This is a genomic window from Cellulosimicrobium sp. RS, from assembly GCF_046159675.1.
GTDB lineage: Bacteria > Actinomycetota > Actinomycetes > Actinomycetales > Cellulomonadaceae > Cellulosimicrobium > Cellulosimicrobium funkei.
This window is the reverse complement of record NZ_JBJXVU010000010.1, coordinates 49,826-71,856: the sequence shown is the minus strand read 5'-3', so window position 1 is coordinate 71,856 and position 22,031 is coordinate 49,826. Positions and strand designations below refer to the sequence as shown.

Here is a 22,031-nt window from a genome sequence, read left to right as displayed (position 1 = left end):
CCGACCGCGGAGCCGGGCCCTCGGCCCCGTCCGCGCCACCGCTCGGCCTCGTCCGGGTGGCGGCCCGGCCCCGCGGGCGTGGCCGCCGGAGCGCCCCTAGCCTGACCGGCATGAAGCCCTTCCTGCTGCTGGCGTCCCGGGCGGAGGACCCGGCCGCGGACGGCGAGCACGCGGCGGTGCTGCGTCACTCCGGCCTCGCGCCGCACGAGCTGCACCGCGTGCGGATGGAGGCGGGCCCGCTGCCGGCGATCGACCTCGACGCGTACTCGGGGGTGATCGTCGGCGGCAGCCCGTTCGACTCGTCGCGGCCCGAGGCGGAGAAGTCGGCGACGCAGCGCCGGGTCGAGCGCGAGCTCGCGCCGCTCCTGGACGAGATCGTCGAGCGCGACGTCCCCTTCCTCGGGGCGTGCTACGGCGTCGGGACCCTTGGCCTGCACGAGGGCGCGGTGCTGGACGACACGTACGCCGAGCCCATCTCGCCCGTGACGATCCGGCTCACCCCGGAGGGCCGGGCCGACCCGCTGCTCGCGGGCCTGCCCGACGCGTTCGAGGCGTACGTGGGCCACAAGGAGGCGGTGCGGGAGCTGCCGCCGCACGCGGTGCTGCTCGCGACGTCGGACGCGTGCCCGGTGCAGATGTTCCGCGTCAAGGAGAACCTCTACGCGACGCAGTTCCACCCGGAGCTCGACCTGGAGGGCATCCTCACGCGCATCGGCGTCTACCGGGACTACGGCTACTTCCCGCCCGAGGCCGCGGGCGACGTCGAGGCGGCCGTCCGGCGCGGCGACGTCCGGGAGCCCCACCGCATCCTCGCAACTTTCGTCCACCGCTACGCGACCGACTGAGATCGAGCCGTCCCCCGGAGGTCGAACAGGCGGTTGTGGTCCGTCCTGCCGCCAGGACGGACCACAACCGCCTGCTCGGCGGAGCGGGTCAGCGGGTGGCCGGGGCCGGGTGGGGGGTGTCGGCGGGTGTCGGGTCGGCCGCTGCCTCCGCCGCTACGGCGCGGCGGTGCGCCCGCACCGACCAGACGACGGCCGCGGCCCAGACGACCGCGACGAGCGCCAGCACGACGCCCTGGACCGCGCTGCTCGCGTCCACCCAGTCGGAGCGCAGCAGCGTGCGGACGTTGGTGAGCACGATGACGCCGCCCACGGCCGAGCCGAGGATCCGGGGCGGGAGCATCCGCACGAGCCACGCCGCGATCGGCGCGGCGACGAGCCCGCCGAGGAGGAGCGCCACGACCCACGTCAGGTCGATCCCCTGCGAGCCGAGCGACCAGAGGAACCCGAGCGACGCGGCGACCGCGACGAGGAACTCGCTCGTGTCGACGGACCCGATGACCTTGCGGGGCTCGATCCGGCCCGACGCGAGCAGGGCGGGCGTGCCCACCGGGCCCCAGCCGCCGCCGCCCGTGGCGTCGACGAAGCCCGCCACGAGGCCGAGCGGCGCGAGGAACCGCTTGCGCAGCGGCAGCCCGAGGCGACCCGTCGGCAGCCCGGCGAACGTGAAGCGCGAGAGCACGTACACGCCGAGCGCGAGGAGCAGCAGCGACATGACGGGGGCGGCGACCTCGGTCGACAGGTTCGCGAGGAACGTCGCGCCCGCGAACGCCCCGAGCGCGCCCGGCACGCCGATGCGCAGCACGACCTTCCAGTCGACGTTCCCGAACCGCCAGTGCGCCGCGCCGGACGCGAGCGTCGTCCCGATCTCCGCGAGGTGGATCGTCGCCGACGCCGCCGCGGGGTTGGTCCCGATCGCGAGCAGGAGCGTCGTGGACGTCACGCCGTACGCCATGCCGAGGCTGCCGTCGACGAGCTGGGCACCGAGGCCCACGAGGGCCAGCAGGACGAGGGTCCGCACCGGGGCCTCCTTGCTCGGGCCGTCGGGAGGGTCCCGACGTGTCCTGACAAGGTTGACCGGACGGGTCCACTATGTGAAGCGCCGACCGCATCGTGGGCCAGTGTTAACGGGAGCGTCCCGTCAGGGGTTCTCCCACGCGTCGGCGCGAGCCGCGAGCGCGTGCACGTCGTCGGGCAGGTCGCGGCGCACGACGTCGTCGATCGTCACGCGGTCCAGCACGTCGCGGACGCTCGCGCGCAGGGCGATCCACACCTCGAGCAGGCCCGCCGCGGAGCCGTCGTACTCGAGGCTCGGGGGGCGCTCGTCGCGGACCGTGACGAGGGGGCCGTCGACCGCGCGGAAGACGTCGGCGAGCGTCACCTCGGACGCCGGGCGCGCGAGGCGGTGGCCGCCGGAGCGCCCGCGGACGCTCGCGACGATCCCGGCCCGGCGCAGGTCGCCGAGGATCCGTTCGAGGAAGCTCACCGGGAGGCCCTGACCCGTCGCGAGGTCCTCCGCCCGCACCGGGTCGCCGTGCGGCGACGCCGCGAGCTCGGCGCACGCCCGCACCGCATAGTCCGCCTTCGCCGAGACACGCATGAGGACATTGTGCCGTGCGCGGGTCTCACCCCGGGGCGCCGCTGCCCCTCGCGACCCCTTCCCCCCTACGCTGTGACGCGTGGACGTGCACGAGCGCAACAACGTGCGGGTCATGGGGGCGCAGGACGGCCCGACGATGGTCTTCGCGCACGGTTTCGGCTGCGACCAGTCGATGTGGCGCTTCGTCGCGCCCGCGTTCGCGACGGACCACCGGGTCGTGCTGTTCGACCACTCGGGGTGCGGGGCGTCGCACCCGACCGCGCACGACGCCGTCCGGCACGCCGACCTCGCGGGCTACGCCGCGGACGTGGTGGAGATCGTCGAGGCCGTTGGACCCGGGGACGGGCGCGGCCCCGTGGTGCTCGTCGGCCACTCGGTGAGCGCCGTGATCGCGCTGCTCGCGGCGGCCGACCGCCCGGACCTGTTCGACCGGCTGGTGCTCGTGGGCCCGAGCCCGCGGTACGTCGACGACGACGGCTACCGCGGCGGGTTCACGGCCGAGGAGATCGACGAGCTCCTGGAGACGATGGACGCGAACTACCTCGGCTGGACGCAGGTCATGGCGCCCGTGATCGCCGGGAACCCGGACCGCCCGGCGCTCGGCGACGAGCTCGCTGCGGTGTTCCGGCGCAACGACCCCGCGATCGCGCGCCAGTTCGCGCGCGCGACGTTCCTCGGCGACAACCGGGCCGACCTGGCGCGCGTGCGCACGCGGAGCCTCGTGGTGCAGAGCCGGGAGGACGTCATCGCGCCGCCCGAGGTCGGGCGCTACGTGCACGAGCACCTGCCCGGCAGCGACCTCGTCGTCATCGACTCGGTGGGGCACTGCCCGAACCTCTCGCACCCCGCGCTGCTCGTGCGCGCGATGCGCGACTGGCTGGGCGCCGCCTGATGGCGATGTCCCGGGCCGAGCGCTGGGCGCTCGCCCCCGTCGCGCTGCTCCTCCTCGACGCCGAGGCGCGCGTCCTCGACGCCAACGACGAGTTCCTCCGGACGATCGAGGTCCCGGACGTCGAGGCGGTCGCGGGCCGCCGGCTGGCGGACCTGCTCACGGTCGGTGGGCGCATCTTCTGGGAGACGCACGTCGGCCCGCGCCTGCACATCGAGGGCCGCGTCGACGAGGTCGCGGTCGAGCTCCGCACGCCCGGGGGCCGCGAGCCCGTGCTGCTCACGGCGATCGAGCGCGAGGCGCGCGGCGAGCGGCTGATCGAGGTCGCGATGCTCGGCGCGCGCGAGCGGTCGCGGTTCGAGCACGAGCTCGTCGAGGCGCGCCGCGCGGCGGAGGAGGCGGAGCGCCGGGTGCGGCTGCTGCACGGCGTCGCGGCCGACCTCGCGAGCGTCGCCGGTCTCGACGGCGTCGCGTGGGTCCTGCTCCGCGCGGCCGTCACGATGCTGGGCGCGGGCGACGCCGCGCTGTGGACGGCGCAGGAGCGCGGCCCGTTGCGGCGGTGGGGCGGCGCCGTCGGCGTCCTGGCGCCGTCGATCGACGAGCTCACCGAGGCGACCGTGCGGGACGACGGGACGGTCGTCGTGCCGCTGCGCACCGCGGGCGCGCTGCTCGGCGTGCTCGCGCTCGAACCACGTCGCGCCGCGGGTTCCGACCCCGTCGACCTGGGCACCGCCGCCGCCGCGGGCCAGCTCGCGGCGCTCGCGCTCTCGCGCGCGCGGGTCCACGAGCAGAGCGTCTCGGTCGCGAGCGAGCTCCAGGGCGCGATGCTCTCGGACGGGATCGTCGCCGACCCGCAGGTCGAGGTCTCGGCGTGCTACCGCCCGGGCGTCCACGACCTCCAGGTCGGCGGCGACTGGTACGACACCTTCCGGGTCGCGCCCGACGTCGTCGCGCTCAGCGTGGGGGACGTCGTCGGCCGCGGGCTCAAGGCGGCGACGTCGATGGGGCAGCTGCGCACCGCCGTCCGGGCGGCGTCCGACACGGGGCTGCCGCCCGAGGAGGTGGTCGAGCGCGTCGACCGCTTCGTCGACCGGACGGGCACGGGCTTCATGGCGAGCCTCGTCTACGGGGAGCTCGACCTGCGCGCCGGGGTGCTGCGCTACACGTGCGCGGGCCACCTGCCGCCCCTGCTCGTGCGGGCCGGCGGCTCCGCGGCGTACCTGTGGGAGGCGCGGTCGACGCCGCTGGGCGTGCGGGGCACGACGCCGCGCGTCGCCAAGGCCGTGCGGCTGGCCCCGGGCGACCTCCTGCTGCTCTTCACGGACGGCGTCGTCGAGCGCCGCGACCGGCCGCTCGCGCTGGCGCTCGACGAGCTCGCGGACGTCGTCACGCGCGCGCTCGGCGCGGGGCTGCGCGACGAGCGGCTGCTGGAGGCCGTCGTCTCGCGCGCGCCGGAGGACGACGACGCGTGCCTGCTCGCGGTGCGCTGGCTCGGCCCCGCCGGGGACGGACGGGCGGTGCCCGACGCTCCAGCCGCCGCGTCAGCGGACGAAGAACGGGCCGGCTGAGGGGTCGGCGAGCCGCGCGAGGGCGTGGCCGAGGCGCTCGGTCGACGAGCGCGCGACGTCGTCGGGCAGGGCGTCCGGGGCGAACCACGCGACGGCGAGGGACTCGTCGTCCGCGACGTGCGCCGCCGCGGCGGCCGCCGGCGACGCCGGGCGGCACAGGAACGCCAGGTCGAGGTACTGCGACCGGTCGCCGTTGGGGTACTCCATCGGCTCCGTGACCGTCACCGCGACGAGCGCGTCCACCACGACCTCGACGCCCGTCTCCTCGAGCACCTCGCGCGCGAGCCCGACCGCCGGGTCCTCGCCCGGCTCGAGGATCCCGCTGATCACGGCCCACTGGCCGGAGTCGGCGCGCTGCCCGAGCAGCACCCGGCCGGCGTCGTCCACGACGACGCCCGACACCCCCGGCATCCACAGCAGGTCGGTCCCGACGTGGGACCGGAGGGCGGCGACGAACTCGGGGATCGGCATGCCCCGAGCGTAGGCGCTGCCCGACCGGCCCGTGAGACGGGCCGTCCGCCCCTCGGAGGCGCTGTGCTACCGTCGGCTCGTGACTTCTCAGTGGTATTGGCGCTTTACGCAGGCTCCCGGTGGGGCCGTGCGGGCGTCAGCCTGACCACAGATCACCACCCGGAGCCAGCACAGGGCCTTGGACGCGGACCGCGTCCGGGCCCTTCGTCGTGAGACGGGCCGCTCCGGGACCACGGGCGGCAGCAGGCCGGTGGAGCGCCGCTGGGCATCCCGACTCACGGCGTTCCCCAGACCCCGCCGCACAGACCAGGAGCCCCCCGTGACCAGCACGACCACCTCGCCCGAGACCGCGACGACCGACGGTGCGACGAGTACCGTCGACCCCGTGGACAGCCCCGAGCTCCAGGCCCGCACGAGCGACCTGCGGGTCCGCGCGCTCGACGCCCTCCCCGCGCCGCGCGCCATGCTCGCCGACCTGCCCCTCGGCGCGACGCGCAGCGACCTCGTGACGACGTCGCGCCGCGAGGTCCGTGACGTGCTCGCGGGCGACGACGACCGCCTCCTCGTCATCGTCGGCCCCTGCTCGGTGCACGACCCCGAGGCCGCGCTCGAGTACGCGGGGCGCCTGGCCGCCGTCGCGCACGAGCTCGCGGACGACCTCATGGTCGTCATGCGCGTCTACTTCGAGAAGCCGCGCACGACCGTGGGCTGGAAGGGCCTCATCAACGACCCGCACCTCGACGGCTCGCACGACGTGCACCACGGCCTGCGGCTCGCGCGCGAGGTGCTGCTCGGCGTCCTCGACGCCGGCGTCCCGGCCGCGTGCGAGTTCCTCGAGCCGACGAGCCCGCAGTACATCGCCGACGCGGTGTCGTGGGGCGCGATCGGCGCGCGCAACGCCGAGTCGCAGGTGCACCGCCAGCTCGCCTCGGGTCTGTCCATGCCCGTCGGGTTCAAGAACGCGACCGACGGCGACGTGCAGATCGCGGTCGACGGCTGCATCACCGCGGCGAGCGAGCACACGTTCTTCGGCATGGACTCGCTCGGCCGGGCCGCCGCCGTGGAGACCGCGGGCAACCCCGACTGCCACGTCATCCTGCGCGGCGGGCGCTCGGGCCCCAACTACGGGGCCGACGACGTCGCTGCGGCGCTCGCGGTCGCGCGCACCTCGGGCCGCGGCGGGGTCACGGAGCACGGGCTCGTCGTCGACGCGTCGCACGGCAACTCCGGCAAGAGCCACGTGCGCCAGGCGGAGGTCGTGCGCGAGGTCTCCGCGCGGCTGGCCGAGGGCGAGCAGGGCATCACGGGCCTCATGATGGAGAGCTTCCTCGTGGCGGGTGCGCAGAAGCCCGCGCCGAGCGGCCTCGTCTACGGGCAATCCGTCACGGACGCGTGCATCGACTGGGACACGACGGCCGACCTCCTCCAGGAGCTCGCGGCGGCGGTCCGCGCCCGGCGCGCGCTCTGAGCGGTGCCCGCGGGACGAGGACCCATCCGTCCGCGCGTCGGCGCCGAACCCAGGGTGTCCCGGACCGACCGGGACGGCGCTGGCGACGGGAGGTCGGGTGCCGAGAGCCGTGGTCGACGCGCCGCAGCGCGTGCGGGAGGCGCCCGTGCTGCACACTGACCGGGTGCCACCTCCCGTGACGACGAACCCGGCGGTCGACGCCGCCCTCGCGGCGTGCGCCGGCGGCGACCCCGCCGCGTTCGCGCCCGTCTACGACGCGCTCGCGCCGGTCGCGTACGGCACGTGCCTGGGGGTCCTGCGGGACCCGGACCACGCGGCGGAGGTCGTGCAGGAGGTGATGGTGGAGGTGTGGCAGACGGCGGCGCGCTACGACGCGACCCGCGGCTCGGCGCGAACCTGGGTCGCCACGCTCGCCCGGCGGCGCGCGGTGGACCGCGTGCGGGCCGAGCAGGCGCGCCGTGACCGCGACCAGCGCGACGTGGACGCCTCGACGGCCGCGGCACCGCGGGACGTGGTGGTGGAGGACGTCGAGCGACGTCTCGAGGGCGCGGCCGTGCGGCGGTGCCTGGACTCGCTCACGGCGACGCAGCGGGAGGCGGTCGTGCAGGCGTACTACGGCGGGCTCACCTACCGGGAGGTCGCCGAGCGGCTCGACGCCGCGCTGCCGACCGTGAAGTCCCGCATCCGGGACGGGCTCCTGCGGCTCCGCGACTGCCTGGGGGTGCGTCGTGGCTGACCCGACCACGCCCCGCGGCGACGGCGCGCACGACCGTCCGGACGTCCGCGACCTGCTCCCCGCCTACGCGCTCGACGCGGTGGACGACGTCGAGCGGCGCGCCGTCGAGCGCCTGCTCGCGGCCGACCCCGACGCGCGGCGCGAGCTCGACGAGTACCGCGACGTCGTGGCGGCGTTCGCGGTCGAGAGCGACCCGCCGCCCGCGCTGCGCGACGCCGTGCTGGCCCGGGTGGCCGCGGCCACGGTACCGCCCGCCGGGGAGAGCACGGGGGGCGTCGTCGTCGACCTCGCGGCCGCGCGGCGCGCCCGTCGACGGCGCTGGACCGGGCTCGCGGCGGCGGTGGCCGCGGTGGTCGCGGTGGCCGTCCCGACGACGGTCGCGGTCCGCGCGACGCAGGAGCAGTCCCGCCTGGAGGCGCGGGCGGACGCGATCGAGCGCATGCTCGCCGACCCCGACGCGACGATCCTGCACGGCGACGTGGCGGGCGGCGGGCAGGCGTCCGTCCTCGCGGCGGGCGACGACATGTACTTCCGCGCGTCCGACCTGCCCGACACGGGCGACGACCGGGACTACCAGCTCTGGGTGGTCGAGCCCGACGGCGCCGTCGTCTCGGCGGGCGTCCTCGACGTCCAGGACGGCAGCACGTCCCGGCTCGTCCAGGGCGAGCCGGGCGTCGGCATGGCGGTGACGGTCGAGCCGGCGGGCGGCTCGGAGCAGCCCACGACGGACCCGGTGGTCGCGCTCGTCGGCTGAGCGCCGCGGCCCGGAGGGGTCGGGACGCGCGCGGGAAAAACTCGTGCCGATCCCGACCCATCCACCCGGGCCAGCGCTCCGAACCCTCGGCATGACGCCCCGCACCGGCGGGGCGACGACCCGAGGAGAGACCGATGAACGTTCGCACCCGCACGTCGTACGCCGTCGCCGGCATCGCCACGCTCGCCGTGCTCGGCCTGTCCGCGTGCAGCTCGGACTCGGACACGGGGTCCGACTCGACGACGACCGACTCCCAGTCCGACACCATGACGGACGACTCGACGTCCGACGACATGACCGACGACTCGACCGAGGGCTCGGACGACATGGCGGCCGACCCCGCCGCGAACCTCGTGGGCCCCGGCTGTGCCGCCTACGCGGAGCAGGTGCCCGACGGCGCCGGGTCGATCACGGGCATGTCGACCGACCCCGTCGCCGTGGCGGCGTCGAACAACCCGCTGCTCACGACGCTCACCGCGGCCGTCTCGGGTGAGCTCAACCCGGACGTCGACCTCGTCGACACGCTCAACGGCGGCGAGTTCACCGTGTTCGCCCCCGTCGACGACGCGTTCGCGAAGATCGACGCCGCGACGCTCGACTCGCTGAAGACGGACTCCGACACGCTGACGAAGATCCTCACGTACCACGTGGTGCCCGGCCAGCTCACGCCCGACCAGGTCGTCGGCGAGCACGAGACCGTCGAGGGCGGCACGGTCGAGGTGACCGGCTCGGGCGACGAGCTCATGGTCAACGACGCGGCCGTCGTGTGCGGTGGCGTGATGACGCAGAACGCGACCGTGTACCTCGTCGACTCGGTGCTCATGCCGACCATGTGACCCTCCCGGCGCGCCCAGAAGCGGGCGCGCGGTGGACCCGCGCGAGCGGGTCCCGACGGCCCCGACCGAACGGTCGGGGCCGTCGTCGTGCGCCCGGCGACCTCCCCTCGGCGCGCGGCGGACCCATCCGCGAGGGCCGCCGGTCCGAACCCCGGGCATGGAGACGCTCATCGTCATCGGCCTGCTCGGGGGACTCATCACGGGGATCTCGCCGTGCATCCTGCCCATGCTGCCCGTCATCTTCTTCGCGGGCGGCGTGCAGGGCGCGCGCACGGGGGAGACGCCGTCGGGCACCGCGGAGACCGGGACGGGCGGCGTCTCCCCGGGGCTGTTCGCCGGCGTCCCCGACGCGGTCCGCGTCGGCGGACGCCCGGCCGCGGGGCCGCGCGGCCGGGGCGGCCCGGGCGGTGCCCGGGAGACCGGGGCGCGCGAGGTCGCGGCGCGGCCGACGCGCGGCGGGACGCTCGCCCTCGACCTGCCGACGGGGGACGCGGCGGAGCCCGCCGCCCCGGCCGACGGTGGCCCCGGTCGCCGCGCGACGCGGCGGACCACGCGCCGCTCGTGGCGCCCCTACCTCGTCATCGCGGGCCTGGTCCTCAGCTTCAGCGTCTTCACGCTCCTCGGCTCCCTCCTGCTGACCGCGCTCGGGCTCCCGCAGGACCTGCTGCGCTGGGCGGGCATCGTGCTCCTCGTCGCGATCGGCGTCGGGATGATCGTGCCGCGCGTCGAGGAGGTCCTGGAGCGGCCGTTCCGGCGGGTCGCGGCGCTCGGGGCACGACGCGGCGCCGCCCGCCAGGACCGCGGGGCGTTCGTGCTCGGCCTCGGCCTCGGCGTGCTGTACGTGCCGTGCGCCGGGCCGGTCCTCGCGGCGATCACCGTGGCCGGGGCGACGGGGAACATCGGCCCGGGCACCGTCGCCCTCACGGTGTCGTTCGCGGTCGGTGCGGCGGTCCCGCTCCTGGTCTTCGCGCTCGCGGGGCGCCGCGTCGCGGAGCGGGTCCGCGGGTTCCAGCGGCACACGCGCGGCATCCGCGTCGCGGGCGGCGTCGTGATGATCGCGCTCGCGGGCGCGCTCGCGCTCAACCTCCCCGCCGCGCTCCAGCGCGCCCTGCCCGACTACACGGGCGCGCTCCAGCAGCGGGTCGACGAGAACGACGCCGTGCGCGAGGCCCTCGACCTCGGCGGGCTCGTCACCGACGAGAATCGTGAGCTCTCGAACTGCTCGAACGGCGCGCCCGTGCTGGAGGACTGCGGCACCGCCCCGGAGCTGCGGGGCATTGACACGTGGCTCAACACCCCGGGCGGCGAGGCGCTGACGCTCGAGGGGCTGCGCGGCAAGGTCGTGCTCGTCGACTTCTGGACCTACTCCTGCATCAACTGCCAGCGCGCGATCCCGCACGTCAACGCCTGGTACGACCGGTACCGCGACGTCGGCGCGGGGTTCGAGGTCGTCGGGGTGCACACGCCCGAGTTCGCGTTCGAGCGCGAGACGCGCAACGTCGTCGCGGGCGCGCAGGACCTCGGCGTCACCTACCCCGTGGCCCAGGACAACGCGTACGCGACCTGGACCGCCTACCGGAACCGCTACTGGCCCGCGCAGTACCTCGTCGACGCCGACGGGACCGTGCGCCACATCCGCTTCGGGGAGGGCGGGTACGAGGACACCGAGCGCCTGGTGCGCGAGCTCCTCGAGGACGCGAACCCGGGCGTGGAGCTGCCCGAGCCCACCGCCGTCGGCGACAGCACCCCGCAGGACGAGACGACGCCCGAGACGTACTTCTCCATCAAGCGCGTCGTCAACTACGCGGGCGAGCCGCGCTACGCCGCGGGGCAGCAAGACTTCACGCTCGCCGACGACCAGCGGCAGGACACGTTCTCGCTCGGCGGCACGTGGGACGTCGACTTCCAGGGCGCGACCGCCGTGTCCGGCGACGCGCGCGTGCGTCTCGCCTACCGCTCGACCGACGTGTTCACGGTGCTCGGCGGCGAGGGCACCGTCACGGCGCGCGTCACGACGGACGGGCGGACCACGACCCGCGAGATCGACGTGTCCGGCAGCCCGACGCTCTACCCCGTCCTGGAGGGGGACGGTCCGACGGAGGGTCTCGTCGAGCTCGACGTCCCGCCCGGCGTGCAGGTGTTCACCGCGACGTTCGGGTGACGCGTCAGCTCGCGAGCTCCCGCGCGGGCGTCCACGACCCGATCGTCGCGGTCCCGCCGCCGAGCAGGTCGAGGCCGTCCCCGACGCCGGGGATCCCCGCGAGCCCGACGACCGACTCGGGGTCGCCCGGGTGCGGGGCCACGAGCAGCGTCGTGACGAGCGGCGGGTCGTCGGCCGTCGACCCGCCGCGCCACGAGAGCGCGGCCCAGGCGGTGGCGCCCGGCGCGAGGGTGATCGGGGCGAGGCCGTCGTCGTCCGGCTCGAGGAGCACGTCCGTCTCCGAGCCGTCGTCGGCGACGAAGCGGACCGCGGGCGCGCCCGCGAGGACGCACTCCGCGGTGCCGTCGTTGCGAGCCGTGACGGTCAGGAACCGGCGCCCCGCCGCGGCGTCGAACCCGAGGGCTCCGAGCGTGAGGTCGCCGGGGGCGCACGCGCCCGCGGGGCGCGTCCCGGTCGTCGGTGCGGCGGCTCCCGCGACGAACCCGGAACGCGTCGCGGACGCGCCGCCGTCGGTCGAGCCGTGGACCTGGTACGCGAGGGTCGGGCCGGCATAGGCGGCGCCTTCGAGGGTCCGCGCGACCACGGCGGCGTCGCCCGAGGTGATGACGGTGAGCAGGGGTCTCGGCGGGAACGTGTCCCGCGCGGTCTCGTGCGCGACCTGCGTCACGCCGGGTTCCGCGGCGACCTCTCCGAGCAGGGTGAGCAGCGCGTCGTCGGGGACGGACTGCCCGCCGATGTCGTAGGTGCCGACGGCGCCGCCGGCGACACCGAGGCTCGTCAGCCCCCGGCCCTCGGCACGGACGAGCGCGGCGACGCCGACGAGGTCGTCGGCCGTGCCGACGTCGACCGACGCGGACCCCGACGACAGGAACACGCGGCGCACGGGGTCGTGGGCGACGAGGCGCACGGCGTCGGCGACGGCGTCGGCCCCGAGGAGCTCGGGGCGTGGCTCCCCGGTGGCCGGGTCGACGCCGCGGTCGGTGTCCGCGCCGGGGCCGTGCGCGACGGCGAACGTCCCGCCGGCCCCACCCGTGCCCTCGACGCGGAGCGACCAGGCACCACCGCCGGGCACGGCGGCGACGATCGCGCTCGCGTCGTCGGCGGTGCGCTGCGCCTCCTCAGGTGTCGGCAGCGGGCCGACCAGCGTGATGCGCGCGGACTCGCCCGCGGTCCCCAGGGCCTCCACGGCCGCGACGCCGGGCAGCGCCCGCAGCCGCACCGCGACGGCCTCGCGGTCGCTCTCGGGGGAGGTCGGCGCGGGCGTCGCGCCGGGTGCGGGGGTCGTCGGGGCCACCGACGAGGTGGCCGGGGCGGGCTGCTCGGCCGCGGTGCGCAGCGCCGCCGGCCCGACGACGGCGGCGACCACCGCGAGGACGCCGCCCACGCCCGCGGCGGCCACCGCGACGAGGGGGCCGCGCCGTCGTGCCCGTGGCGGGGCCGTCCCGGCGCCGGGGTCGGTGGCGGGCTCGGGGGAGGGTGTGCCGTCGTCGTCCACGGCCGTGACCGTACCGGTCGCCGCCACCGCGCGGGGTGGCGCGCCGACGTCCTCCCCAGGGTCCGCCCGTCGTCTTCACCGTGCCAGGACCTACCCGGGCCGACGCGAGGGGGAACCGGTCTTTTCGGCGCATCGCCGGACGAGCCGGGCGCGCAGGGACCCCGCGCTTTTACCAGGACTCCTGCTGACGGGCAACATCTGGCATGATCCGGCCATGACAGTGCGGACGGCTGCGGAGCTCGCTGCGGTCGACGACCCGGCGTGGCCGACGCTCTCGCGCATGCTGGGTCGCGGCGGCGTCGAGGTCGTGCCCGCGCCCGCCTGGTCGCTCGAGGTCCTCTACCGGCTCCAGGTCACCGTCCGCTCGACCCTGGGCGCGCTCGCCCTGCACACCGGCGGGGTCCTCGTCGACGGCGGCTGGCTCCGGATCATCGGCGGGGGCGGGGCCGGGCTGCCGGACCTCGCGACCGTCAACGGCCTCGGCGAGCCGGGCGAGGACAGCGTCGCGCCGTCCGTCCTCGTCGTCGCGTACGACGTGCTCGGCGGCACGTTCGCGATCAACGGCGGCGGGCTCCCTGGCCCGCTCGGCAACGTCCACTACTTCGCGCCCGGATCGCTCTCCTGGCTCGACCTCGGGTTCGGCCAGGCGGCGTTCCTCGAGTGGTCCGTGAGCGGGGGGACCGCCGAGTTCTATGCGCCCGTGCGCTGGCCCGGCTGGTACGACGAGATCGGCTCCGTGCGCCTCGACGAGGGCCTGAGCGTCTACCCGCCCCTGTGGTCGGAGGAGGGGCGCGACGTCGCGCGGTCGTCGCGCACCCCGGTGCCGCTCGGCGAGCTCGTGGACTGGCACTTCGAGATGGCGGAGCGCATGGCCCCGGTCGACGACTACGTGCGCGACGCCGACGAGCACCTCGACGGCTACGGCGCCTGGCCCACCGACGGCTACCGCCCCTGAGCCCCGGTCACGCCCTGGGTCACGCCGGGTCCGCGTCGAGGAGGTCGGCGCGCACCGTCCTCAGCTTGTCGGGGTTGCGCACGAAGTCGAGCGCCGCGACCCGCCCCCCGACGACCGTGAACGCGATCACAGTGAGCACCCCGGTCCCGTCGCGCAGGAGCAGCCCGGGCGCGCCGTTGACGTCGACCGCGCGCACGGCCTCGGGCGGCCGGCGCAGGTAGCTGAGCAGCACGGGACCTGCCGTCCCCGCCCCGCGCACGGTGTGCCGCAGCGCCCGGACCTTGCCGCCGCCGTCGGCCCGCAGCACCACGTCGGGGTCGAGCACCGCGAGCAGGGCCGGCAGGTCGGCGTCGGAGCAGGCCGCGACGAACGCCTCGACGACGCGCGCCTGCTCGGCGCGCGTCGCGGTCCCGCGCGGCCGCCCCGCCTCCACGTCCTTGCGGGCTCGCGCCGCGAGCTGGCGGACGGCGGCGGGCGAGCGCCCGACGACGTCGCCCACCTCGTCGAACGGCAGCCCGAACACGTCGTGGAGCACGAACGCGACGCGCTGCGCGGGGGAGAGGCGCTCGAGCACGACGAGGAGGGCCATGCTCACCTCCTCGTCGAGCGTCACGCGGTCGGCCGGGTCCGTCGCGTCGACGGCGCCCGCGGCGACCGGCGACGCGGCGCCCGGGGTCGTCACGACCGGCTCCGGCAGCCACGTCCCGACGTAGCGCTCGCGGCGCGCCCGCGCGCTCCCGAGCACGTCGAGCGCGAGCCGCCCGACCGTCGTCGTCAGCCAGGCCGCGAGGTTGCGGATCGAGCCCGCGTCCTGGGTGCGCAGCCGCAGCCACGCGTCCTGGACGCAGTCCTCGGCGTCGGACCAGGAGCCGGTCGTCGTGTACGCGAGCCGCAGGAGGCGGGAGCGCTCGGCCTCGAACGCGCGCGCGAGGTCGTCGGCGGCCGGGCCGGTCACCGGGCCGCCGCCCGCTCGGCGCGCTGCGCGGCGAGCCAGTCGCGGAACGTCGTGGTGCCGCGCACGTCGGGCTGTGCGTCGGTGAGGCCGCCGGCGCGCAGCGCGCGGCCGAGCGCGCCGGGGAGCGGCACCCGGACGGGGGCGGCGCGCGAGCCGGTGACGTCGCGCCAGGCGCGCGCCAGGTCGCGCAGGTCGACCGCCTCGGGACCCGCGACGGTCGTGATGCGGCCGAGCGGGTCGCGCTCGGCCGCGTCCGCCACGGCGGCGCCGACCTCGGCGGCCGCGACCGGCTGGACCGGGGCGCGCAGCAGCGGCACGACGCCCCGGCGCGCCGCGGCCCCGAGCGTCGCGGCGACGAGCTCGTGGAACTGGGTCGCGGCGACGACCGTCCACGGCACGCCCCCGTCCGCGACCTCGCGCTCCTGCGCGACCTTGGCGGCGTAGTAGGCCATCGGCACATCGTGGCACCCGACCACCGACACGAGCACGTGGTGCCGCACCTCCGCGTCGCGCTCGGCGGCGAGCAGGCGCCGCGTCCCGTCGACGACCGCCGCGCGCACGTGCCGCAGCGACGTCGCGGTGTTGCTCGCGTCGACCACGACGTCGACGCCGTCGAGCGCCGCCGCGAGACCTGCGCCCGTCGTGAGGTCGACGGGGTGCTCCCGCGCGTGCCTGCTCAGCGCCCGCACCTCGTGGCCGCGCGCGGCCAGCCGCGCCACGACGTGCCGACCGACGGTCCCCGTCCCACCCACCACAGCGATCCTCATGCCCGGACGACGACGCGGCGCCCGCCGATGTGACATCTCTGCCCCGTCGAGAGTTGTATACAAGTGCGCAGGACGTGTGGCACGATGGCCGGGTGACGACGACGCCCGAGCTGCGCACCGCCGTCGGGCCGTCCGCGGCGCCCGGCGACGCGGGCCTCGCGCGCCGCCAGTCCGGGGCCCGCGCGGTCTACGACCTGCTGCGCGGCCGCATCATCGACGGTTCCCTCGCGCCCGACGCGCGGCTCACCGAGCCCGTGCTCTCCGCCGAGCTCGGCGTCTCGCGGACCCCGGTGCGCGAGGCGCTGCGGCTGCTCCAGGCCGAGGCGCTCGTCGTCGAGCTGCCCACCGGGGGAGTGCGCGTCGCGCCGCTCGATCTCGCCGACGCGCGGCGCGTCTACGACGTGCGCGCCCGCCTCGAAGGCCTCCTCGCCCGGGACGCGTGCGAGCGCGCCACGCCCGACGACGTCGCGCGGCTCGCGCGCCTCGTGACGCTCATGGACGCGGTCCGCGACCACGAGGACGAGGTGCTGCGCATCGGCGCCCAGTTCCACGGCGAGATCGAGGCGCTCGCCGACAACCGCTGGGGGTCGGCGCTCCTGCGCCAGATCCGCGGCCACGTCGACCGGTACCGAGCGCTCGCGGCGCGCCGCCGCGTGGGCACCACCGACCACGTCGACGAGCACCGCGCCGTCGCCGACGCCATCGCGAGCCGCGACGCCGACGCCGCCGAGGCGGCGATGCGCGCCCACATCGAGCGCAGCGCCGCCCTCGCCGAGCAGTCGCTGCGCGGCGCGGGGTCAGCGACCGACGACCTCCCCTGACCACCGCCCACCGCACGACGGAGACACCGATGCCGTACACCCACCACTTGCGCGTCTACCCCAGCGCGGAGCCGCTCGACCGCACGGACCAGCTCGCGTGGAAGCTCGCCGAGCTCGCGACCGACCCCGTCGAGGTCACGCCCGAGGTCGTCGACATGGTCGTCAACCGGGTCATCGACAACGCCGCGGTCGCCGCGGCCAGCCTGACGCGCGGCCCCGCGGTCGCGGCGCGCGGCCAGGCGCTCGCGCACCCCTACACCCCGGGGTCGACGGTGTTCGGCTGCGACCTCACCACCCGCACGAGCCCCGAGTGGGCGGCCTGGGCGAACGGCGTCGCGGTGCGCGAGCTCGACTTCCACGACACGTTCCTCGCCGCCGAGTACTCCCACCCGGGCGACAACATCCCGCCGATCCTCGCCGTCGCGCAGCACGCCGGGTCCGACGGCGCCGCCGTCGTCCGGGCGATCGCGACCGGGTACGAGGTCCAGGTCGACCTCGTGCGCGCGATCAGCCTGCACCGGCACAAGATCGACCACGTCGCGCACCTCGGGCCGTCGGCCGCCGCGGGCATCGGGACGCTGCTCGGCCTCGACACCGAGACGGTGTTCCAGGCGATCGGGCAGGCCCTGCACACGACGACGGCCACCCGCCAGTCGCGCAAGGGCCAGATCTCCACGTGGAAGGCGCACGCCCCGGCGTTCGCGGGCAAGGTCGCGGTCGAGGCGGTCGACCGCGCGATGCGTGGCCAGACGTCGCCCGAGCCGATCTACGAGGGCGAGGACGGGGTCGTCGCGTGGCTGCTCGACGGCCCGGACGCGGCGTACGACGTCGTGCTCCCGGCCCCCGGCGAGCCCAAGACGGCGATCCTCGACACGTACACCAAGGAGCACTCCGCGGAGTACCAGTCGCAGGCGCTCATCGACCTCGCCCGCGCGCTGCACGACGAGCACCCGTGGCTCGCCGACCCCGAGAACGTCACGTCGATCGTCATCCACACGAGCCACCACACCCACTACGTCATCGGCTCCGGCGCGAACGACCCGCAGAAGTACGACCCGACGGCGTCGCGCGAGACGCTCGACCACTCGATCCCCTACATCTTCGCGGTCGCGCTGCAGGACGGCGGCTGGCACCACGTCGACTCGTACGCCCCCGAGCGCGCGGCCCGCCCCGACACCGTCGCGCTGTGGGCCAAGGTCACGACGGCCGAGGACCCCGAGTGGACGCGCCGCTACCACTCGACCGACCCGGCGGAGAAGGCGTTCGGCGGGCGCGTCGAGATCGAGCTGGCCGACGGCGGCCGCCTCGTCCGCGAGATCGCCGTCGCCGACGCGCACCCGCTCGGCGCGCGGCCGTTCGGGCGCGAGCAGTACGTGCACAAGTTCCGCACGCTCGCCGCGGGCGTCCTCGAGGACGCCGAGATCGAGCGCTTCCTCGACCTCGCGCAGCGGCTCCCGGAGCTCACGCCCGCGGAGGTGCGCGAGCTGACGATCGTCGGGCGGCCCGGTCTGCTCGACTCCGTCCCCACCCCGACCGGCCTGTTCGAGCTCGGTCGCGACGACGCCCCCGCGCACCCCGAGGTCGAGGGCGACGGGTTCACCATGCACGAGGCCGACGCGACCACCGAGGGAGAGGCGCGCTGATGCTGTACAGCCAGGTGACGCCGTCGGACAAGCGGCGCGCGTTCCGCGCGGCGCTCGACGCCGCGGCGACCACGGGGGAGCCGCTGCGGCTCCCGGGCGCGTTCAACCCGCTGTCCGCGCGCCTGATCCAGGACAAGGGCTTCGAGGGCGTGTACGTATCGGGGGCCGTGCTGTCGGCCGACCTCGGCCTGCCCGACATCGGCCTCACGACCCTCACCGAGGTCGCGGGGCGATCGCAGCAGATCGCGCGCGTCACGGACCTGCCCGCGCTCGTCGACGCCGACACCGGCTTCGGCGAGCCGATGAACGTCGCGCGCACCGTCCAGGCGCTCGAGGACGCGGGCGTGGCGGGCGCGCACGTCGAGGACCAGGTCAACCCCAAGCGGTGCGGCCACCTCGACGGCAAGGAGGTCGTCGGGCTCGACGAGGCGGCGAAGCGCGTGCGGGCGGCCGCCGACGCGCGCCGCGACCCCGGCTTCCTGATCATGGCGCGCACCGACGTCCGCGGCACGATCCCCGGCGACGCCGGGCTGCGCGCCGCGATCGACCGCGCGAAGGCGCTCGTCGACGCGGGGGCCGACGCGATCTTCCCCGAGGCGATGAAGGACCTGTCGGAGTTCGAGGCCGTGGCGTCGGCCGTGGACGTGCCCGTGCTCGCCAACATGACCGAGTTCGGCAAGTCCGAGCTCTTCACGCGCCGTCAGCTCGGCGACGCCGGCGTGCGGCTGATCATCTACCCCGTCACGCTCCTGCGAGTCGCGATGGGCGCCGCCGAGCGCGCGCTCGACGAGATCGCCGCGACCGGCACCCAGGCGGGGCAGGTCGAGGGCATGCAGACGCGCGCGCGCCTCTACGAGCTGCTCGACTACGCCGCCTACAACACCTTCGACGAGGGCATCTTCACCTACCGGCCCTGACGACCGGCCGGTGCCGCGCGCCCGTCGGCCGCGGCACCGGTATCTCCCCGCGACCCGTGCTGCACGAAGGAGTGACCGCATGACCACCACCGCACCGACCACCGACGCGCCCGAGATCCGCAAGGGCCTCGCGGGCGTCGTCGTCGACGTCACCGCGATCTCGAAGGTCAACCCCGAGACGAACTCGCTCCTGTACCGCGGCTACCCGGTGCAGGACCTCGCCGCGCGCCGCAGCTTCGAGGAGGTCGCGTACCTCCTGTGGCACGGCGAGCTGCCCACGCCGGAGCAGCTCGCCGAGCAGACCGCCGTCGAGCGGGCGCACCGCGCGCTGCCCGGCCACGTGCGCAACGCGATCCTCGAGCTCCCGACGACGTGCCACCCCATGGACGTCGTCCGCACCGCGATCTCCCAGCTCGGCGCGCACGACCCCGACGCCGAGGACTCCTCGCCCGAGGCCGAGCAGGCCAAGGCGGTCCGCCTGTGGGCCGTGCTGCCGGCCGCCGTCGCGCTCGACCAGCGTCGTCGTCGCGGCCTCCAGCTCGTCGAGCCGCGCGACGACCTCTCCTACGCCGAGAACTTCCTGTGGATGACGTTCGGCGAGGAGCCCGAGCCCGCCGTCGTGCGCGCGTTCGAGGTGTCGATGGTGCTGTACGCCGAGCACTCGTTCAACGCGTCCACGTTCACGGCGCGCGTCATCACGTCCACGCTGTCCGACCTGCACTCCGCCGTGACGGGCGCCGTCGGCGCGCTCAAGGGCCCGCTCCACGGCGGCGCGAACGAGGCCGTCATGGCGACGTTCGCCGAGATCGGCACCGCCGACCGCGCCGCCGCGTGGCTCGACGACGCGCTCGCCCACAAGCGCAAGATCATGGGCTTCGGGCACCGCGTCTACAAGCACGGCGACTCGCGCGTCCCCACCATGCGCGCGACGCTCGACGACCTCGTCGACCACTACGGCCGCCCGGACCTCCTCGAGCTCTACACCGCGCTCGAGAGCGCGATGACCGAGCGCAAGAACATCCTGCCGAACCTCGACTACCCGGCCGGCCCGGCGTACCACCTCATGGGCTTCGACACCCCGATGTTCACGCCGCTGTTCGTCGCGTCGCGCGTGGTGGGCTGGACCGCGCACGTCATGGAGCAGCGCGCCGCCAACGCCCTCATCCGCCCGCTCAGCCAGTACGTCGGCCCGGAGCAGCGCGACCTCCCCTGACTCTGCCCCTGACTCCCGGCCCTGGCCCCCCGCCCCTGCGCCGAACAGGTGGTCCTGGCGCGTCCCGTCCCCCGGACGGACCGGGACCACCTGCTCGGACTGCCGGGATCGCCTGGTCGGCCGACGGAGGGGGTCAGCCGACGAACGACTCCAGCTCGGCGCGGTCGGGCGGGCCGTCGCGGTGGATGAGGGCCTTGATCTCCTCCATGCGGTCCCAGACGTTGACGGCCATGCCGGCCTCGACGCGGCCGTCCTGGAGCCAGAACGCGACGAGCTCGCGGTCCGGGACGGAGCCGGAGACCACGACCTCGTCGTAGGCGTCCGGGCCGGCGACGAAGCCGAGGTACTCCATGCCGACGTCGTACTGGTCGGAGAAGAAGTAGGGCAGCTCGGGGTAGGGGTCGGTCGCGCCGAGCATCGCGCGCGCGGCGTGCGGGCCCTGGTGGAGGGCGGTCGCCCAGTGCTCGACGCGCAGCGACCGCCCGTAGCGCGCCGACGGCACGCTCGCGACGTCACCCGCGACGAAGACGTCGGGGTCGGTGGTCTGGAGCGTCGCCGACGCGACGACGCCACCCGTCGCGGAGTCGAGGGCGAGCCCGGCGTCCCGCGCGAGCCCGACGTTCGGGACCGCGCCCACGGCGACGAGCACGAAGTCCGCGTCGACGTGGGTGCCGTCGGCGAGGTCCACCCCCGTGGCCCGACGACCGTCGCCGGAGACGCCCGTGACCTGCGCGCGGCGGTGGAGGTGCACCCCGTGGTCGGCGTGGACCTGCCCGTACAGCTCACCCATCTCGGGCCCCAGCACGCGCTCGAGCGGGTGGGTCCCGAGCCCGATCACCGTGACGTCCAGGCCGAGCGTGCGGGCGGACGCCGCGACCTCCAGCCCGATCCAGCCGTCGCCGACGACCGCCAGCCGCCCGACCCCGTCTCCCCGGGCCGCGCGCAGCGCCGCGGCCAGGGCGTCGCTGTCGTCGAGCGTCCGCAGCTCGTGCACCCCGGCCAGGTCGCCGCCGGGCAGGGGGATCCGGCGCGGGTCCGAGCCGGTCGCGAGCAGCAGCTTCTCGTACGACAGCGCGCGGCCGTCGTCGAGCGTCACGCTCCGTCCGGCGAGGTCGAGCGCGGTCGCCTGGGTCCCGGTGAGGAGCTCGACGTCGTGCTCGGCGTACCAGTCGGTCGCGAGCGGGAACACCGCCTCGCGCTCGGCCTCGCCGCGCAGGTAGTCCTTGGACAGCGGCGGCCGCTCGTACGGGCGGTGCGGCTCGCGCGCGACGACGGTGATCCCGCCGTCGTAGCCCTCCGCGCGCAGCGTCTCGACCGCCTTCGCCGCGGCGAGCCCTCCTCCGACGACGACGTGACGTCCAGCGCTCATGGCGACCTCCGCGGTGGTTCGGGACAGCGGGACGGCCTCAGTCTCGCGCGAACCGGGTCGCACCGCCGGGGGAGCGGCGGGCGGGAGAACGACGAGAGGCCCGTCGGGTGACAGGATTTGAACCTGCGACCTCTTCGTCCCGAAGGCAATCCGACGCCGGAAGTCGACCTCGGTTCGTTGTGCTTCTGCGGGTTGTCGTTCGCCGGAGTCCGCCGGTGGTCGAAGCAAAATGCCCCAAGTAGCGCCCCCGGCGCCTCATCTCGTGGAGGTGGGGACACTGGAAGGCGCTGAACCAATAGCGGAGCGCGAGAGGCTCGCGGAGGTCCGGGTCAGGGGTGCCGCAGGTCATCGCGAGCGACGCCGAAGGCGCCCTTGACACGAGCCGGAGGCGGCCGGATGCTCGGCGGTCGGTGCGGTACCGGATGGTGAGGTGGCTTCGGGAGCACCTCGAGGTCGCCTCTGTCATATGGGGGAGGCCGGACGGGTGGGGAGCGCGGAGCGAACCTGCGAGCGGAGCGCGGGCCCCCGCCCAGGAGGCCGACCCGCGCGGCGGAGCCGCGCGCTTGAGTCA

The 22,031-nt window shown here is 75.7% G+C and carries 19 protein-coding genes and 1 pseudogene; 13 read left to right on the top strand and 7 right to left on the bottom strand.

Features of this window, described 5'->3' with window-relative positions; genetic code table 11:
- Positions 1-110 precede the first annotated feature (110 nt).
- Complete coding sequence (locus tag ACI769_RS15470; protein WP_114552945.1) at positions 111-845, top strand: glutamine amidotransferase; 735 nt, start codon at positions 111-113, stop codon at positions 843-845.
- Between the two features lie 88 nt (positions 846-933).
- Here the strand turns inward: ACI769_RS15470 and ACI769_RS15465 are convergent, their stop codons facing one another.
- Together ACI769_RS15465 and ACI769_RS15460 are read right to left on the bottom strand one after the other, a co-directional pair.
- Positions 934-1,863, bottom strand: coding sequence for a sulfite exporter TauE/SafE family protein (locus ACI769_RS15465; protein WP_043654400.1), 930 nt, complete (start codon positions 1,861-1,863; stop codon positions 934-936).
- 120 nt (positions 1,864-1,983) lie between these two features.
- Positions 1,984-2,442 carry an Rrf2 family transcriptional regulator gene (locus tag ACI769_RS15460; RefSeq protein WP_034652034.1) on the bottom strand — a complete coding sequence of 153 codons (459 nt, stop codon included), beginning with the start codon at positions 2,440-2,442 and terminating at the stop codon, positions 1,984-1,986.
- A 79-nt stretch (positions 2,443-2,521) separates the two neighbouring features.
- On the opposite strand from ACI769_RS15460, the gene ACI769_RS15455 reads away from it, so the two are divergent.
- Both ACI769_RS15455 and ACI769_RS15450 read left to right on the top strand, forming a co-directional pair.
- Positions 2,522-3,334, top strand: a complete 813-nt coding sequence (locus ACI769_RS15455) for an alpha/beta fold hydrolase (protein ID WP_034652032.1) — start codon at positions 2,522-2,524, stop codon at positions 3,332-3,334.
- Positions 3,334-4,899 carry a PP2C family protein-serine/threonine phosphatase gene (locus ACI769_RS15450; protein WP_171468376.1) on the top strand — a complete coding sequence of 522 codons (1,566 nt, stop codon included), beginning with the start codon at positions 3,334-3,336 and terminating at the stop codon, positions 4,897-4,899. The genes ACI769_RS15455 and ACI769_RS15450 overlap by 1 nt, the downstream gene beginning before the upstream one ends.
- Here ACI769_RS15450 and ACI769_RS15445 read toward each other — a convergent pair.
- Positions 4,873-5,370 (bottom strand): NUDIX domain-containing protein, encoded by a 498-nt coding sequence (locus ACI769_RS15445; RefSeq protein WP_076404510.1) that lies wholly within the window; start codon positions 5,368-5,370, stop codon positions 4,873-4,875. The genes ACI769_RS15450 and ACI769_RS15445 overlap by 27 nt on opposite strands.
- A gap of 385 nt (positions 5,371-5,755) precedes the next feature.
- Here ACI769_RS15445 and ACI769_RS15440 point away from each other — a divergent pair, with 385 nt between their 5' ends.
- The 5 genes from ACI769_RS15440 (at position 5,756) to ACI769_RS15420 (ending at position 11,325) form a co-directional block, all read left to right on the top strand.
- Entirely contained in the window at positions 5,756-6,838 is a 1,083-nt protein-coding gene (locus tag ACI769_RS15440; protein ID WP_034652063.1) for a 3-deoxy-7-phosphoheptulonate synthase, read from the top strand.
- Between the two features lie 163 nt (positions 6,839-7,001).
- On the top strand, positions 7,002-7,574 hold the full coding sequence (sigK, locus tag ACI769_RS15435) for an ECF RNA polymerase sigma factor SigK (protein ID WP_085951324.1): 573 nt from the start codon (positions 7,002-7,004) through the stop codon (positions 7,572-7,574).
- Positions 7,567-8,328 carry an anti-sigma factor domain-containing protein gene (locus ACI769_RS15430; protein ID WP_171468375.1) on the top strand — a complete coding sequence of 254 codons (762 nt, stop codon included), beginning with the start codon at positions 7,567-7,569 and terminating at the stop codon, positions 8,326-8,328. The genes sigK and ACI769_RS15430 overlap by 8 nt, the downstream gene beginning before the upstream one ends.
- Before the next feature lie 134 nt (positions 8,329-8,462).
- Positions 8,463-9,164: a fasciclin domain-containing protein gene (locus ACI769_RS15425; protein WP_043654406.1), complete on the top strand. Its 702-nt coding sequence runs from the start codon at positions 8,463-8,465 to the stop codon at positions 9,162-9,164.
- Positions 9,165-9,321: 157 nt separating this feature from the next.
- Positions 9,322-11,325, top strand: coding sequence for a cytochrome c biogenesis protein DipZ (locus ACI769_RS15420; protein ID WP_137280737.1), 2,004 nt, complete (start codon positions 9,322-9,324; stop codon positions 11,323-11,325).
- 4 nt (positions 11,326-11,329) lie between these two features.
- On the opposite strand, the gene ACI769_RS15415 is transcribed toward ACI769_RS15420, so the two are convergent.
- The gene (locus tag ACI769_RS15415) at positions 11,330-12,820 is read right to left on the bottom strand and encodes a DUF4232 domain-containing protein (protein ID WP_409141908.1); all 1,491 of its coding nucleotides are present in this window, start codon (positions 12,818-12,820) and stop codon (positions 11,330-11,332) included.
- 214 nt (positions 12,821-13,034) lie between these two features.
- Between ACI769_RS15415 and ACI769_RS15410 the strand changes: the two genes are divergently transcribed.
- Complete coding sequence (locus ACI769_RS15410; RefSeq protein ID WP_082774512.1) at positions 13,035-13,775, top strand: DUF2625 family protein; 741 nt, start codon at positions 13,035-13,037, stop codon at positions 13,773-13,775.
- Between the two features lie 19 nt (positions 13,776-13,794).
- Here the strand turns inward: ACI769_RS15410 and sigJ are convergent, their stop codons facing one another.
- Together sigJ and ACI769_RS15400 are read right to left on the bottom strand one after the other, a co-directional pair.
- Positions 13,795-14,730, bottom strand: coding sequence for an RNA polymerase sigma factor SigJ (sigJ, locus tag ACI769_RS15405; RefSeq protein ID WP_409141907.1), 936 nt, complete (start codon positions 14,728-14,730; stop codon positions 13,795-13,797).
- Positions 14,727-15,497 (bottom strand): SDR family oxidoreductase, encoded by a 771-nt coding sequence (locus ACI769_RS15400; RefSeq protein ID WP_409141906.1) that lies wholly within the window; start codon positions 15,495-15,497, stop codon positions 14,727-14,729. The genes sigJ and ACI769_RS15400 overlap by 4 nt, the downstream gene beginning before the upstream one ends.
- Before the next feature lie 92 nt (positions 15,498-15,589).
- Here ACI769_RS15400 and ACI769_RS15395 point away from each other — a divergent pair, with 92 nt between their 5' ends.
- From ACI769_RS15395 to ACI769_RS15380, 4 genes and pseudogenes are all read left to right on the top strand, one after another.
- A complete protein-coding gene (locus ACI769_RS15395) occupies positions 15,590-16,318 on the top strand; it encodes a GntR family transcriptional regulator (protein WP_409141905.1) in 729 nt (242 codons plus the stop codon).
- A gap of 29 nt (positions 16,319-16,347) precedes the next feature.
- A pseudogene (locus ACI769_RS15390) lies at positions 16,348-17,862 on the top strand (MmgE/PrpD family protein); the annotation flags it as partial.
- Between the two features lie 98 nt (positions 17,863-17,960).
- The gene (prpB, locus tag ACI769_RS15385; RefSeq protein ID WP_085387314.1) at positions 17,961-18,878 is read left to right on the top strand and encodes a methylisocitrate lyase; all 918 of its coding nucleotides are present in this window, start codon (positions 17,961-17,963) and stop codon (positions 18,876-18,878) included.
- 79 nt (positions 18,879-18,957) lie between these two features.
- Complete coding sequence (locus ACI769_RS15380) at positions 18,958-20,091, top strand: bifunctional 2-methylcitrate synthase/citrate synthase (protein WP_085387315.1); 1,134 nt, start codon at positions 18,958-18,960, stop codon at positions 20,089-20,091.
- A 133-nt stretch (positions 20,092-20,224) separates the two neighbouring features.
- Here ACI769_RS15380 and ACI769_RS15375 read toward each other — a convergent pair whose 3' ends face one another.
- The gene (locus ACI769_RS15375; protein WP_085387316.1) at positions 20,225-21,460 is read right to left on the bottom strand and encodes an NAD(P)/FAD-dependent oxidoreductase; all 1,236 of its coding nucleotides are present in this window, start codon (positions 21,458-21,460) and stop codon (positions 20,225-20,227) included.
- Between the last annotated feature and the right edge of the window lie 571 nt (positions 21,461-22,031).